General features: G+C 43.6%; 14 protein-coding genes. 7 read left to right on the forward strand and 7 right to left on the reverse strand.

From position 1 onward, the window contains the following. Window positions 1-30 precede the first annotated feature (30 nt). Together V7K49_RS06275 and V7K49_RS06280 are read left to right on the forward strand one after the other, a co-directional pair. Complete coding sequence (locus V7K49_RS06275) at window positions 31-639, forward strand: L-threonylcarbamoyladenylate synthase (RefSeq protein ID WP_334873969.1); 609 nt, start codon at window positions 31-33, stop codon at window positions 637-639. A 98-nt stretch (window positions 640-737) separates the two neighbouring features. Next, window positions 738-1658, forward strand: coding sequence for a sensor histidine kinase (locus tag V7K49_RS06280; protein ID WP_334873967.1), 921 nt, complete (start codon window positions 738-740; stop codon window positions 1656-1658). Here the strand turns inward: V7K49_RS06280 and V7K49_RS06285 are convergent. The 5 genes from V7K49_RS06285 to V7K49_RS06305 form a co-directional block, all read right to left on the reverse strand. After that, window positions 1621-2091 carry a GNAT family N-acetyltransferase gene (locus V7K49_RS06285; protein ID WP_335204895.1) on the reverse strand — a complete coding sequence of 157 codons (471 nt, stop codon included), beginning with the start codon at window positions 2089-2091 and terminating at the stop codon, window positions 1621-1623. The two genes, V7K49_RS06280 and V7K49_RS06285, sit on opposite strands and share 38 nt — an antisense overlap. Before the next feature lie 95 nt (window positions 2092-2186). Next, on the reverse strand, window positions 2187-2600 hold the full coding sequence (locus V7K49_RS06290; RefSeq protein WP_334873963.1) for a hypothetical protein: 414 nt from the start codon (window positions 2598-2600) through the stop codon (window positions 2187-2189). Between the two features lie 72 nt (window positions 2601-2672). Further along, a complete protein-coding gene (secF, locus tag V7K49_RS06295; protein WP_334873961.1) occupies window positions 2673-3650 on the reverse strand; it encodes a protein translocase subunit SecF in 978 nt (325 codons plus the stop codon). Continuing rightward, the gene (secD, locus tag V7K49_RS06300) at window positions 3647-5065 is read right to left on the reverse strand and encodes a protein translocase subunit SecD (protein ID WP_334874519.1); all 1419 of its coding nucleotides are present in this window, start codon (window positions 5063-5065) and stop codon (window positions 3647-3649) included. The genes secF and secD overlap by 4 nt, the downstream gene beginning before the upstream one ends. A gap of 212 nt (window positions 5066-5277) precedes the next feature. Further along, window positions 5278-6261, reverse strand: a complete 984-nt coding sequence (locus V7K49_RS06305) for an alpha-ketoacid dehydrogenase subunit beta (RefSeq protein WP_292724784.1) — start codon at window positions 6259-6261, stop codon at window positions 5278-5280. A 442-nt stretch (window positions 6262-6703) separates the two neighbouring features. Here V7K49_RS06305 and V7K49_RS34550 point away from each other — a divergent pair, with 442 nt between their 5' ends. Next, complete coding sequence (locus V7K49_RS34550; protein ID WP_442948642.1) at window positions 6704-6766, forward strand: hypothetical protein; 63 nt, start codon at window positions 6704-6706, stop codon at window positions 6764-6766. Window positions 6767-6813: 47 nt separating this feature from the next. Beyond that, window positions 6814-7059: a DUF6887 family protein gene (locus V7K49_RS34555; RefSeq protein WP_442948643.1), complete on the forward strand. Its 246-nt coding sequence runs from the start codon at window positions 6814-6816 to the stop codon at window positions 7057-7059. 24 nt (window positions 7060-7083) lie between these two features. Here V7K49_RS34555 and hemB read toward each other — a convergent pair whose 3' ends face one another. Both hemB and V7K49_RS06315 read right to left on the reverse strand, forming a co-directional pair. Further along, the gene (gene hemB / locus V7K49_RS06310) at window positions 7084-8064 is read right to left on the reverse strand and encodes a porphobilinogen synthase (protein WP_273763867.1); all 981 of its coding nucleotides are present in this window, start codon (window positions 8062-8064) and stop codon (window positions 7084-7086) included. A 545-nt stretch (window positions 8065-8609) separates the two neighbouring features. Continuing rightward, window positions 8610-8969, reverse strand: a complete 360-nt coding sequence (locus V7K49_RS06315; protein ID WP_334724089.1) for a DUF4870 domain-containing protein — start codon at window positions 8967-8969, stop codon at window positions 8610-8612. 124 nt (window positions 8970-9093) lie between these two features. Here V7K49_RS06315 and prfC point away from each other — a divergent pair, with 124 nt between their 5' ends. The 3 genes from prfC to V7K49_RS06330 all read left to right on the forward strand — a co-directional run bounded on the left by prfC (window position 9094) and on the right by V7K49_RS06330 (window position 14255). Continuing rightward, window positions 9094-10743: a peptide chain release factor 3 gene (prfC, locus tag V7K49_RS06320; RefSeq protein ID WP_334873956.1), complete on the forward strand. Its 1650-nt coding sequence runs from the start codon at window positions 9094-9096 to the stop codon at window positions 10741-10743. Window positions 10744-10850: 107 nt separating this feature from the next. Beyond that, on the forward strand, window positions 10851-13115 hold the full coding sequence (locus tag V7K49_RS06325) for a M48 family metalloprotease (protein WP_335204896.1): 2265 nt from the start codon (window positions 10851-10853) through the stop codon (window positions 13113-13115). A gap of 633 nt (window positions 13116-13748) precedes the next feature. After that, the gene (locus V7K49_RS06330) at window positions 13749-14255 is read left to right on the forward strand and encodes an RNA recognition motif domain-containing protein (RefSeq protein ID WP_334873949.1); all 507 of its coding nucleotides are present in this window, start codon (window positions 13749-13751) and stop codon (window positions 14253-14255) included. Window positions 14256-14732: the final 477 nt, after the last annotated feature.

Consider the following 14732-nt stretch of genomic DNA (forward strand, 5'->3'; position numbering starts at 1 on the left):
ATAAAATTTCTCACTCCTAACTTTGTAAACATGACACAAGTTTCTCTAACAAATTTAATAGCTGGCGCACGCGCTGGTCTTTTGGTGAGCTTTCCCACGGATACTGTTCCTGCACTTGCAGCGATACCAGAAAAAGCAGGATTAATTTTTGTGGCGAAGCAACGCAGTCAAGACAAACCTTTGATTTTGATGGCTGCTAGTGCTGAAGATTTGTGGCTGTATGTTAAAGGTAATGAAAAAGAGTATAAAGTTTGGCAAGAAATAGCAGGCAAATATTGGCCAGGAGGGCTGACATTAATCTTACCAGCAAGCGATCGCCTGCCAAAAGTTATGAACCCCATCGACCCGACAACAATTGGCGTCCGAGTCCCAAACAATGCGATCGCCCAAACTATTTTGGCGCAAACAGGCCCTCTTGCCACCACTAGCGCTAATTTTTCCGGTCAACCGCCTTTGCAAACGATCGCAGAAATTGAGGTTCAGTTTCCCAAGGTTCTGACTCTAGCAACCACAAAATACCAGGGTGAAATACTAGGGGTGGGTGTACCTTCCACCGTTGCTAAATGGACAGGGATAAATTGGCAAATTTTGCGGCAAGGTGCGATAAAGTTAGAGATTTCAACTGATAACCAGATATAGGTGGCTATAATATTGTTTTCCTGATTTGAACAACAGAGATATCTGGAACTTTAGTTTGCGCTGTTGTGGTTAATTAATAACTTAATAATTGCCAAATTATGAATTGGAGCAACTGGATATATCTAGGAGCAGGACTAGCACTAGGTATAAGTTTTCATCGGTTATTTGCGCGATCGTCAAACGTTTCATTTAGCTCATCCCCACCAGCACCATTAGATCAAGAGGATATGCCACCAGTATCGCAACAGCTACAGCAAACACAGCTGGCATACCAAATGGCAAGGGAAATGGGCCAGTTTAAAGCTGGTTTTTTGGCGCGGACTACCCATGAATTGCGATCGCCCCTTAATGGTCTGATTGGCTTGCATCAGTTAATTTTGTCAGATTTGTGTGAAGACGCCGCTGAAGAGCGAGAATTTATCGCCCAAGCTCACGAGCGAACGCTGAAGCTACTCAAGCTGATGGATGAAATTCTCAGCGTTGCTAGAACTGAACATGGTAGCAATAAATTAGATATTCACCCCAGACCATTAGCCCAAATTTTGGAAGAGGTTCATAACTTAACTTATATGCTGGCGGCAAATCGCAATTTTCCCTTGCAATTGTTACCCGCCAACCCAGAAATTTATGTTTTGGCAGATTACCTCTGGCTCCGCCAAATATTGATAAGTTTAATAGACATTGCCATTACTCAGATGCAGGAAGGCAGCATTTGTATTTCCAGCAGCACTGTGCCTACAAGTAATTTTGTTAACATTTGGCTGGATATACCAACCCATGCTATACCCTGGAGCGAGCCGATTGATTTGATCACATCTGAAGAGCAGCCAAGCCAGATTAACCAAAATAACGCTGCTCTTTCGCCCGGGATGAGGCTATTAATCAATCAGACTTTAGTGGAAGTTATGGGAGGAAAGTTAGAAATCCTGCCCTCTACCATTGTGAAGGAAGCATCTGGGCAGGTTACCAGACTACAAATCTCTATCCCCCTAGTGATTCCTGAAGCTGATCTTCTGTAGCAGCAAGGAAAGCAAGGTTAGCTAGGTTGTATAGCACCATCGTAGTGGTGGTGTTGGGCTGAAAACCAATCTTTTCGTAAAACCCCTGCTGGTGAGTAGTCATCAGATAAACACGCTCAACCCACCTGATGCGAGGATGACTCAAAACTGTTTTTACTAAATTGCTTCCCAACCCACTACTTTGATACTCTGGATGAATCACAACATCCCAAATCGTGGCACGATATATGCCATCAGATGTTGCTCTAGCAAAGCCAATTAGTCGATCGCGAAGGCAGACGGAAATCACTGGCTCACTATTAGCAATAGCTATACCTAAATCCTCAATACTGCGGCCCTTTGCCCAGAAAGCTGAAACGTTTAACAGTTCTTGCAGTTGGTGAAGGTCAATTTCAGACTTGCGATCGCTAAATTGAATCTGAGACTCGTTCATATGGCATCCACTTTTGGCAGTATCTTTGTATAGTTAAGTCATATTTTGCGAGAAATTGCTGTACGTGTATATGTATATGCAACGAGAAAGAAAAATTAATTACAAACCCACTTCCACAGAGGATGAGTAGGCCCCTGCTGACGTATCCGATAAACTTGTTTTTCTAAACGTTGTTTTTCCTGCTGTGGTAGTCCGAGTAAGATATTTCGACTTTGCCAAACTAAAACAGCAGCAGTCATCCCAATACAAAAGGCTAAACCGAAGGTAGACAGTGGATGGAAGAAAAGTCCATATCGCACCGCTACCCAGGTAAAATATTGTTCCCACAGAGAAATTTCTGCACGTAGATCCCACAAGCTAACAGGCGCAATGGTAAGCCACAAACAACCGACAAACAGCCATCTTCCATATACTGTCAGTTTGTGTAGCCTTTGTACTTGTTGAATAAAGGATGCGTCAGAGTTCTCAAATTCTGAGTCAGTAGTTAATGGTTCTTCAGGTTGATCCATAGGTGAATAAAATTGCAAAGCATAGATGAGCAATTCAAAATGCTTTAACCCAATTGTGAAATGCACACAAGTTTAACTATCCTGAGAACTGGCAGATGTATCAATTGGCTCTGCGTTCTCCACCACCTGGTATTGACTCCTGCGCTCTCGCCACCAAGCGAGCAGAGAACCGGCAATGAAAATACTTGAATATGCACCCATTGTGAATCCAATAATTAAGGCAAGGGCAAAGTTTCTCAGGGTTTCGCCGCCAAATAGGAATAGGGAAAACAATGTTAGCAAAACGGTGAACGTGGTATTAATTGATCGCGTTAAAGTTTGATTGATTGCATCATCAACAACTTTGTCAATGTGATCGTTAGGATGTAGATTTAGTATTTCCCGAATTCGATCGTAGATGACCACAGTATCTGTCACCGAGAAACCAGTAATAGTCAAAATAGCAACGACGAAAAGGCTATCAACTTCAATACCTGCTACTAATCCCAAGATGGAGAAAGCACCCAGCGTAATCAAAACATCATGGAACAAGGCAATAATTGCGATTACAGCATAGTCCACCTGGAACCGCACACTCAAATAAATAACGATCCCAGCAAAGGAGACAACCAGAGCTAATAACCCTTGGGTAAATAGCTGACGACCAAGTGTCGGGCCAACAGTGTCAATTTGAGTAGCTTTCGGGTTAAAGGCTCCAATTTTTTCACTCAAAGCTGTTTGTAACTGGGTGCGTTGCTCCACATCTAATGTCTTGGTGCGAATGGATATTCCCTGTTGGTTTTTACCAACAACTTGGATACTACTATTATTCAGCTTTTGAGCGTCAACTACTTCTCTGACATCAGAGATATTAATCGGTTGAGTACATTTGTCTGGTTGTGTACAATCGCGTTCAAATTGTAGTCGTGTACCACCAACAAAATCTAAACTGGGACGTAGCGGTGCGCCTAGTTGTTGCCAAGAAATCAGCATCGCCAGGATGCTAATGATCATCAGGGTGGCAGAAATTGTCCACCAAAGTCTCCGCTGTTTGACGACACTAAATTTCATGACTGCACCTCCGCACCAGACTTAATTGACGTTGAGAGATTGGGACAAAACAACTCTGGCTTACGCAATTTGGGAAATCCCAATGTTAGGAACAGCAGTGTGCGACTACAAGTAATTGCAGTAAATAAATTCACCCCTAACCCTAGCGCCAATGTCAAAGCAAAGCCTTTAACTAAACCTGCTCCTAACCAAAACAGTGCTGCACAAGAAATTAATGATGTGACATGACTATCTAAAATGCTAGACCAAGCTCGGTAGAATCCTGACTCTACAGAACGATATAAAGTTTTACCAGCACGTAGTTCTTCACGGGTGCGCTCAAAAATCAATACGTTAGCATCAACTGCCATACCGATACTGAGGATAAACCCAGCAATACCGGGGAGAGTTAATGTAATGCCTAGCAAAGCGAAGGTGGCATAGGTCAATAGCGCATAGATAATCAAAGAAAAGTCGGCAATTAATCCTGGTAGTCGGTAGTAAACTAACATGAAAATCAATACTAACAGCAATCCGCCAATACCAGCGTAAATACTGCGTTGAATACTATCTTTACCTAAGGTTGCTCCGACAGTACGGTTTTCAACTATTTCTACTGGTACGGGTAATGCCCCACCGCGTAGTTGCACACCTAAGTCATTGGCTTGTTGTGCGGTAAAACGTCCTGTAATTACGGCAGAGCCACCACTAATACCAGCGGCGGCAAATTCTATACCCACGGTAGGAGCGCTGATCAGTTCATTGTCCAGAAAAACACCAATACTACGCCCAGTACCGGCAAGATTTTTTGTCAAATTGGCAAACAGTTCACCACCCTTTTGGTCGAAGCGAATGCCAACATGCCAGTTGTTATTTTGAGTGGGTTCACCATAGGCATCCTTGAGGTATTTGCCAATTAGCGGTGGATTAGTGCTTTCAAACAATTGGGCGATCGCTTGATTACTTTTTTGTAAATCTTCTTGATTCTTAGCAATTGCTGCTTTGTCAGTACTCTTTCTCAATTCTTCTTGCTTGACTTTCAATTCGGATCTAGATGCTTGGAAAGCAAACAGTTGGGTTTCTGTATTCGGCTTTTGGCTACGAAATTCTAACTGCGCCGTCCCCCCTAGCACCCGTTCGGCTTGCTCTGGATCATTGACCCCTGGTAGTTGCACCAAGATTTTATCTGAGCTGACTGTTTGGATGACTGGCTCAGAAACACCCAGACCATTAATCCGACCTTCGACAACTTTCTTCACACCTTCCAATTCTCGTTCGGTGATTTTGGGAATTTCCGGTGATGGTTTCACCTGAATTGTTAGCTGTGAGCCTCCGCGCAAGTCCAGCCCAAGGGGTATCGGAATTGTGGCAATCACCGTTATCGCGGCGATTATCAGGACTAAAATTAAAATTAATAGCGATCGCTGTCTTTGCATACCATAACTCGCAACTGACAAACGCTATAATAGCGCTCTTTTGAGGAGTTATGAGTTATGAGTTAGGAGTTAGGAGTTGGATAGTCATTCAATTTTAGATTTTGAATTTTGGACTTCGGTGTGAGCGCTCAGTCGAAGTCTAAAATCCAAAATTGGTGGAGTTAAGAGTTAAGACTCATACTTTAAAATTCTTAACTCCTCACTCCTAACTTTTAAACCCGCAAAGCTACCATTTTTTCTACAGCTTCCACTATTTGCTCTGGTTGGATGATTGTTAGTCGTTCCAGATTGCCGTTATAAGGTGTGGGGATATCTTGGGAAGAAAGTCGTAGTACTGGCGCATCCAATTCATCAAATAAGCGATCATTTATTGAGGCGATGACTTCTGCTCCAATGCCCGCAGTTCGCATGGATTCTTCCACAACAATGACTTTATGGGTTTTTCGTATTGATGCGCCAATAGTATCAAAATCTAATGGTTTGAGAGATATCAGGTCGATAACTTCTGGATCATATCCTTGTTTTTCAAGGGTTTTTACTGCTTGTAACACATGATGCCGCATCCGTGAGTAAGTTATAATTGTGACATCTTTTCCTTGGCGCACAACCTCTGCTTTATCTAGGGGTAGTAAATATTCTTCTTCTGGTAAATCTTCTTTCAAGTTGTAAAGCAGAACGTGTTCAAAGAACAACACAGGGTTATCATCGCGGATAGCAGATTTTAGTAATCCTTTGGCGTTTCTTGGTGTGGAGCAGGCAACAATCTTCAACCCTGGCACAGCTTGGAAGTAGGTTTCTAGTCGCTGGGAATGTTCTGCTCCTAGCTGTCTTCCCACACCTCCAGGGCCGCGAATTACCATCGGAATTTTAAAGTTACCGCCAGAAGTATAGCGCAGCATCCCAGCATTATTGGATATTTGGTTGAAGGCGAGCAGTAAAAAGCCCATATTCATACCTTCGATTATGGGACGCAACCCAGTCATCGCTGCTCCCACTGCCATACCAGTAAAGCTGTTTTCAGCAATAGGCGTGTCTAGAATGCGGAGTTCGCCATATTTTTGGTACAGGTCTTTGGTAACTTTATAGGAACCGCCGTAGTGTCCAACATCTTCACCAAGAACAAATACGCTGGAGTCACGCGCCATTTCTTCATCAATGGCTTCCCGTAAGGCGTTGAAGAATAGTGTTTCTGCCATTTAGACCTTTTAGCATGATTATGGTTTTAGAATTTTATCGTGCTGCTGTCGCAAATACGGTGAGCGATCGCACTAGTTAGAGATTGGTTTTTTAAACGAGCCGCTCCAAGCATAGAGCGAGTAATTGCCATAACTATATCAAAGCTATTTAATTTAGATTTTAGAGGTTTTATGAGCGATCGCCTCCCCCTCTGGCAAATATCGCTATTTTTTACGTAATAAAACTTAGAACTAATGTATAAAATAAATATAAAATTTCCCGGTTGAAAGATCCCAACTTAACTGAAGTCACGTCAGAGGAAAAAATCTGTTGTAGCAATAATTTAAAGATGCCTACTGTAGAATCAATTGAAAACGTTGTTTATCTTAAGTTTTTGGGCTACTAAAATGTATTCACCTCTGTTTTTAGTACGAATACGATGAACGAACAAAAAACATTGTAATTCTCGCTGGTGAAGAAAATGAAATTATAATTTACCTAGACGGGAAGTGGAGATATGTATGAGTAAGCTAGATTTTATGACAATGCCCCGTGCCCAATTGCGTTAATATATCCTTGACCATAGAGAAGATGATGAAGCTTTTCAAACTTATCTAGATAGATTCACCTCTGAAGACGCTGTAATCTTTCCTGCACCACAGTCAATAGATGATTTAGAAAACTTCCCAGAGTTGCATCAACAGAACCTAGAAAGACTACGAAAGCAATGTTTCAATACTAGCCAAAATATTACAATCTCACGCCCAGACACCAAAACACAACTCTGCGCCTCTGCGCCTTTGCGTGAGATTTATTAAATTCTTACCCTTGAATCGCCCAGCCTACTTTAACCATCGCGCCGCATCTTTGGCATGATAAGTCAAAATTAAGTCTGCGCCAGCCCGTTTAAACCCAGTTAAAGTTTCCATAACCACCCGCTCCTCATCAATCCAACCATTGAGAGCCGCAGCTTTCACCATCGCATACTCACCAGAAACATTGTAAGCTGCAACTGGCAAGTTACTCGCTTCCTTTACCCGCCAGATAATGTCCATGTATGCCAAAGCTGGCTTAACCATGAGCATATCAGCACCTTCAGCGATATCCAATTCAATCTCTTTAATTGCTTCCCTGGCGTTACCTGGGTCCATTTGGTAAGTTCTTCTGTCCCCAAATTGCGGTGTCGAGTCTGCTGCATCCCGAAATGGCCCATAATAACCCGACGCATACTTAGCAGCATAAGACAAAATCGGCGTATCTTGAAATCCGGCTTCATCCAAACCCACACGAATTGCCTGCACAAACCCATCCATCATTCCTGAAGGCGCGATGATATCGGCACCGGCTTTCGCTTGAGAAACTGCTGTTTTCTTCAACAATTCCAGAGTTGGGTCATTTAAAACTCGTCCTGTTAAATCACCAACTTGCAGATAACCACAATGACCGTGACTGGTGTACTCACACAAACAAGTATCAGCAATTACAATCAAATCTGGCACTGCTGCTTTTACCGCCGTCGCTGCTTTTTGGACGATACCGCAATCATGCCAAGCGCCAGTGGCATCCACATCTTTATCAGCTGGAATACCAAATAGAATAATCGAAGGAATTCCTAAGTCGTAAACTTCTTTTGCTTCTTCGACAATTTTATCTACCGAAAGTTGGTAGACTCCGGGCATCGATTTCACCTCATTAGCGATTCCCTCACCTGGTACGGCAAATAGTGGGTAAATTAAATCGCTTGTTGTCAAAACAGTTTCACGAACCATCCGGCGCAGTTGGGGATGGGTACGCAGACGACGGGGGCGATGTATAGGAAACATAAAATTTTATGATGAAAAACAACGCAAATGGACACAAAACAAAGCGTCACAAAAGCAGGCTAAAACTTTCCTGCCGTCAGACAGACTACAAACAGTGCTTAACTGTCTTTTGCCCTACTCTTAATCAAGCTGTGGGGCAATTTTGTATTTTACAGCTTGCTTGCATTTATCCGACGGACTAGAAAAAAAACAACATAGTAAGCAATTCAAAATTCAAAATTCAAAATGGTAAGACCCTCTGTTGGTAATAAAAATCCTGGCTATCGGGTCTCGAGCAAACTCAAGGCACAACAGCTTAATAGTAAATAATTCACAATTACCAATGCCCCATACAACTCTTGGAGAGGCTGCGCCAACGGCTTACCTCGGCTTTGCCCTTCTCTACGAGAGGCTGCGCCAACGACGCCGCTCAGGCTAAACTCGGCACAAGTCGCTCAGTACAAATGCCCTGTTTGCCCAATACAACTCTTGGAGAGGCTGCGCCAACGGCTTCTCTACAAGACGCTACGCGAACGCTCAGTACAAGTGCCCAATGTTAATTTCTGCTAAATAAATCGGAAAATGTAGGGATAACGGAAGGGTATATCAGGATTGTTAAAAACTCCGACGAGCGCCCAAATTGTTAATCCCCAGTGCAATAGATATCCTAAACCCGCTAGTGGCCCCAGCAATAATAGAGGTAACACCAACCAACCGAATAGAAAAAACAGCACTGCCAGAATTGCTCCATAAAACCAGACATTAAAGTGGAAATTGATGGATTCTTTGGCGTTTTCTTTAACAACAGGATCATCCGATACCAGCAATATGGCAATAGGTATACCTACAGATACCAACGTTGTGCTGAAAAAAATCGCTCCATGAGACAAGGCAGATAGAAGCTTTCGCTTGTCTGTGTCGTACATTCCTTTCTCCTATTTAGTTAGCTTGTTGATTATATTACGACCCTATCACGAGCATCGTTGTCTTAAGATTAAAAGACTTGCCAGAGTCGAAAAAAATTAAGTTAAGTCACAAACAAATACAGTTATGTCAATTGAACTTCAGTCTGAACTTCTTCAAGCGGTTGAACTTCGCCGCAACTTTGCGATTATATCTCACCCGGATGCAGGTAAAACTACACTAACAGAAAAGCTACTCCTGTACGGAGGTGCAATTCACGAAGCTGGCGCGGTCAAAGCGCGACGGGCACAGCGTAAGGCGACCTCTGACTGGATGGCAATGGAACAACAACGGGGCATTTCCATTACCTCCACAGTGTTGCAATTTGAATATCGCGACTGTCAAATAAATTTATTAGACACCCCTGGACACCAAGACTTCAGTGAAGATACTTATCGTACCCTCGCCGCCGCCGATAATGCAGTAATGTTGGTTGATGCGGCAAAAGGTTTGGAAACCCAAACCCGCAAATTGTTTGAAGTTTGTAAGTTGCGGGGTATCCCGATCTTTACATTTATCAACAAGCTCGACCGTCCAGGAAGGGAACCTCTGGAACTGTTGGATGAAATTGAACAAGAATTGGGATTGCAAACCTATGCGGTAAATTGGCCGATTGGTATGGGCGATCGCTTTAAAGGTGTTTTTGACCGACATAAGCAACAAATTCATCTGTTTGAACGCAGCGCCCACGGCAGCCGAGAAGCCCGTGATACGATCATAGAATTAGGTGATCCGAGAATAGAAGAGCAGCTAGAACAAGACCTCTACTACCAACTGAAAAATGATTTAGAACTGTTAGAAGGAGTTGGCCCAGAGCTAGATTTGCAGTTGGTACATGAAGGCAAAATGACGCCAGTGTTCTTTGGTAGCGCCATGACTAACTTCGGGGTAGAGTTATTCCTCAAGTACTTCCTCGACTATGCCCTTAAACCCGGTTCTCACTACAGTAGTGTTGGGGAAGTTCCTCCTACATACCCGGAGTTTTCGGGGTTTGTTTTTAAACTGCAAGCTAATATGGACCCGAAGCACCGCGATCGCGTCGCATTTATCCGGGTATGCACTGGTAAGTTTGAAAAAGATATGATGGTGAATCACGCCCGCATTGGTAAACTCATCCGTCTGTCTCGCCCGCAAAAACTCTTTGCCCAAGAGCGGGAATCGATTGATGTGGCTTATCCTGGCGATGTGATCGGTTTAAACAATCCCGGTGTTTTTGCGATCGGGGATACAATTTACACGGGGCAAAAGCTCGAATATGAGGGGATTCCGTATTTCTCGCCGGAACTGTTTGCGACTCTCAGGAATCCCAACCCCTCGAAGTCTAAACAATTCCAAAAAGGCGTTGCGGAATTGCGAGAAGAAGGTGCTGTGCAGATTATGTATTCAACTGATGAAGCCAAGCGCGATCCAATTTTGGCGGCGGTGGGTCAGTTGCAATTCGAGGTGGTACAGTTTCGCTTACAAAACGAGTATGGTGTAGAAACCTTACTAGAGTTATTGCCCTACAGTGTCGCCCGTTGGGTTGAGGGTGGTTGGGAAGCATTAGAACAGGTGGGACGGATATTCAATACCACTACAGTTAAAGACAGCATGGGACGCCCAGTATTGCTATTCCGGAATGAATGGAATTGTCAACAGTTACTTGGCGACCATCCAGAGTTAAAATTAAGCGCGTTGGCAAAGCCCGCCGTAGGCATCGCTCCAGTATTTTCTAGTCAACAACCAGTGGAGGAATAATTCACTTGACAAGCAAAACTTGGCGCGGTTGAGTTCCACGGCATCCGAGGTTCGCGCTTTTACACAAACGTGGATCACCTAGAAAAGATTGGAGTGCCAGAATTTGTATGCCTTCACATGCCAAATCGTCTTTGGAGGCTGGTTTAGTTGCCCTCAAGCAGGGAAATTATCAAACAGCGATCGCTCAACTAGAACCTATTGCTAGCAGCCAAAATCATGCGACTGCTAGCTTACAAGCCCAGGTTGGTTTAGTGATGGCTTATGCTCGCTGTGGCGAAGTTCCCAAAGCGATCGCTATTTCCCAGAATCTCATTGAGAGTAACAATCCGCAAGTTCAAGAGTGGGCAACACGCGCTCTCGAACACCTGACAAAACGTAAAAAACCTGATCAAGAATCAAAAAATGTCGAAACTGGATTTGTTGCCTTTGAGAATTCTCCCCCAGATTCTCCTCCAGTTACTCCCCCAACAACTTCTACATTAGAGGAAAAGCCAGAAGATCAAGTAATAGAAATCAAGAGCGACGAAACTCCGCCAATGGTGCCACTAGGTAGACTCAAAGCTACAGTAGCGACACCACTACCTCCACCAACTGCACCCCTAAACGGTTTCATGGGTTCCGTTACCCGCACCCAAGCCAAATTATTCGGCGTTATTTATTGGCGGCAAGCCCAACGCGCCAGAGCATGGCAACCCCTACGTAAACCGAAATTAATTCCTTTGCGGTTGCTGGCAGCAGGAACATTCATCGCCCTATTTTGGGTGATGCGAGAAATCCTCAAGTTAGCAATGGGATTCATCAACCTGACTTTAGTCAAACTACCCTATGTGGAGCCGTTGCAGCTTTTATACCGCGACCCTACTCAATTGCTGCTAGTAGTATTGGTAATTTTGATCGGAGTATCACCTTGGTTGCTGGATCTGCTACTGGCGAACTTGTATGGTCAGCGAGAGTTTCCCAAGGATGTATTGAATGCCCATAGCCGCGAAGCCGTTCGGGTGCTACAACGTTGTTGCCAACAGCGGCACTGGCCGTTACCCAAACTGCGGATTTTACCAATGGCTGCACCAATTATCCTGACCTATGGTAGTTTACCACGTAATGCCAGGATTGTTGTCAGTCAAGGGCTATTAGAGCAACTGGCAGATGATGAAATCGCCACTATCTACGCTACGCAGCTAGGGCATATTGCTCACTGGGATTTTGCTGTGATGTCTTTGTTGCTGCTGGTGACACTACCAACTCATAAGCTATATCAGCAAGTGTCGGCGTTAGCAGACAAAATATCAGGGAAAATTTGGCGCTGGCCGGTGACAATTCTGGCTAGTCTAATTTATGGAGTTTGGTGTTTGCTGACTGGAACTGCATTGTGGTTGTCGCGGTTGCGGCTTTATTATAGTGATCGCGTCGCCGCTGAAATTACTGGTAATCCCAATGCCCTGATTCGCGCCTTACTCAAAATCGCCATTGGAATTGCAGCTGATATCGAAAAACAAGAATACACCAGTTGGCAACTGGAAAGCTTAAATCTCTTGACACCAGTGAGTCAGCAACAAAGCCTGTCTTTGGGCACTATTGCCAGCAATCTATCTTTTGAATCCTTTTTGAAGTGGGATACTGCCAATCCCTATCGCCAATGGTTTACAATTAACAATAGCCATCCGCTGATGGGCGATCGCATCGAACGCCTCTGCCAAATAGCCCGTCACTGGCATCTAGACACCGAACTACATTTTCCTAGTGAACCATCAAAGGTTAAGCGTCAGTCTTTCTTATTACAAATCGCTCCCTGGTTAGGAATTCCTTTAGGGGTTGTGTTTGCAGCTTTGGTCTGGCTAACGTGGCAACTAGCATTCGCACTCAAGTTTTTAAATCTAAAGTGGATATACGAAGATTGGTCTTTCATTACAGGCTGCCTTCTAATTGGCTTTAGCATCGGTACAGTGATGCGGATTAATTCTTTTTTCCCCGATATTAAACCTGCCACCGTGCAAACTGATTGCCTACCCAACCTGTTAGCTGACCCTTGTGCCTTACCAATTGACAGTATCAGCGTGCGGATTGTGGGCAAACTATTAGGTCGTCAAGGCACTAGCAATTCCCTAGCGCAAGATTTAATCCTCCAATCCAGTGCAGGTTTAGTGAAATTACACCACGTTTCTTGGCTAGGACAGTCAGTCAATCACCAGGATCTGATCGGTCGGCAAATTATCGTCACAGGTTGGTTCCGACGAGGAGCAACACCTTGGATCGATATCCAAACCCTGGAAACTCAAAGTGGTAAAACCATTCATAGCCCTCATCCTATTTGGTCTATTTTTTTGGCAGTTGCAGCACAGGCTTGGGGCGCATACGTTTTTCTCAGTGGTTAGTCATTGGTCAGAAGAAAATAAACAACTGACGAAGGACAAACCGAAATGTAAACAAAAATTGCAGGTTTTCTGGAAAAGTGTTACATTTATTTACACAAACAATAGCAACCGACATAACTCAGCACTACAGCTTAGTTATGAACTCGGATGCTTTTTCCCCACTCCATACCTTTTTATCCTCCCAACACAGCAGGAAATTAACCAGCCACTGGCTGGTTTTTGTTTCAAAATATTCTCCCTTGAATAAAAAAATGGGTTTTATGTTATGTTACGATGCAATAATACTAACGTCGCAAATGTATGCGCTAAACTAGCTACGTAGAAAATACCGTGGTAATGTAAGGAATGGTATTTGATTCTGCGAAAAAGGCATGGAAGAAAGCGTGTATTTTAGCAGGCACTAGGCTATTAAATTTACAATTCTTAGAATTAAGGTGTTATTAGCTCACAATAGTGTGAGCCTTTGGATTAAACAAGCTTGATCCCGACGAAAAACTGTATTGTATAGGTTGACAGTTTCGAGCAAAAAAATTGGTTGATGGCAGTCTTGGTCAATAGCATCTATTTAAAAGCCAAAGCCAAGTGATTGTTTTCTCGCCTTGCCATGTTCATTTAACTCTGGAGGTATAGTTCATGCCCGTTCGCCTATATATAGGTAATTTGCCTAAAGAAGAAATAGATCGTCAAGATCTGCAAGCAGTTTTTGCAGCAGAAGGTGATGCTGTAACTACTAAATTAATTAAAGACCGCAAAACTGGCAAATGCCGTGGTTTCGGTTTTCTTACCGTCAACAACGACGAACAAGCTGACGAAATCATTGAAAAGTATAATGGTCAGATGTTCAAAGACACTCCCATTAAGCTAGAGAAGGCATTACCTCGGACAAAGGGTGAGGAGGGCGAGGAGCAAGCTCCTAAAGCAGTTACTCTTGCTACTACTACGAGTACCCCCATTCCTAGCGTTAATAGAGAAGGTAGCCGTCGTGAGAAAGGTTCTAAGAAGCCTCGTCGTGGCGGTGGCGGAGCTTCTCGTGAAAGTACGACTACAACTACAGATTCAGACGCTATTCGTCCAGATCCTCGTTGGGCTTCGGAATTAGAAAAGCTGAAGCAGATGCTAGCTGCACAAACTACAAATTAATCCCTAAGGGAGAGAAATTAAAAATTAAAAATCAGAATTTTTTTGATTTTTAATTTTTAATTGTTGATTATTGCCTAGCTGCTTAGTTAAAAGCTACTTGCAGCTAATTTTGTAAGTGCGTAGTTTACCGCACTTCTCTACGAGACGCTCTTGCTAGCAAGATCCCCGTAGGGGTACGACAAAGCTACAACTCTTGGAGAGGCTGCGCCAAGGACTGCGGCTCCATCGAGCGTTCGCGTAGCGTCTCGTAGAGAAGCCGAGATACTCAGTACAAGTCAGTGACCGCCGTAGGCATCGCATAGTCAAATCAAACGACACATAAATTTCACTCATTCCCCATACTTACATAATAGTAGTAGTTTATACTAATACATCAGTAACTTCTATAGAACCCATTTGGGATCTGGTGTACCGGGAGATTAAAAGTATTTTTTATTACTTATGTACTCAAGCAGTTTAACAGATGAAGAGTGGTCA

It is taken from the genome of Nostoc sp. (assembly GCF_036919675.1).
In the GTDB taxonomy this organism is placed as follows: Bacteria; Cyanobacteriota; Cyanobacteriia; order Cyanobacteriales; family Nostocaceae; genus Nostoc.

Excerpts from the sequence above, each read along its gene's own strand:
- V7K49_RS06275 (WP_334873969.1), top strand. The coding sequence starts at position 31 with ATGACACAAGTTTCTCTAACAAATTTAATAGCTGGCGCACGCGCTGGT.
- V7K49_RS06280 (WP_334873967.1), top strand. The coding sequence starts at position 738 with ATGAATTGGAGCAACTGGATATATCTAGGAGCAGGACTAGCACTAGGT.
- V7K49_RS06285 (WP_335204895.1), bottom strand. The coding sequence starts at position 2,091 with ATGAACGAGTCTCAGATTCAATTTAGCGATCGCAAGTCTGAAATTGAC.
- V7K49_RS06290 (WP_334873963.1), bottom strand. The coding sequence starts at position 2,600 with ATGGATCAACCTGAAGAACCATTAACTACTGACTCAGAATTTGAGAAC.
- secF (WP_334873961.1), bottom strand. The coding sequence starts at position 3,650 with ATGAAATTTAGTGTCGTCAAACAGCGGAGACTTTGGTGGACAATTTCT.
- secD (WP_334874519.1), bottom strand. The coding sequence starts at position 5,065 with ATGCAAAGACAGCGATCGCTATTAATTTTAATTTTAGTCCTGATAATC.
- V7K49_RS06305 (WP_292724784.1), bottom strand. The coding sequence starts at position 6,261 with ATGGCAGAAACACTATTCTTCAACGCCTTACGGGAAGCCATTGATGAA.
- hemB (WP_273763867.1), bottom strand. The coding sequence starts at position 8,064 with ATGTTTCCTATACATCGCCCCCGTCGTCTGCGTACCCATCCCCAACTG.
- V7K49_RS06315 (WP_334724089.1), bottom strand. The coding sequence starts at position 8,969 with ATGTACGACACAGACAAGCGAAAGCTTCTATCTGCCTTGTCTCATGGA.
- prfC (WP_334873956.1), top strand. The coding sequence starts at position 9,094 with ATGTCAATTGAACTTCAGTCTGAACTTCTTCAAGCGGTTGAACTTCGC.
- V7K49_RS06325 (WP_335204896.1), top strand. The coding sequence starts at position 10,851 with ATGCCTTCACATGCCAAATCGTCTTTGGAGGCTGGTTTAGTTGCCCTC.
- V7K49_RS06330 (WP_334873949.1), top strand. The coding sequence starts at position 13,749 with ATGCCCGTTCGCCTATATATAGGTAATTTGCCTAAAGAAGAAATAGAT.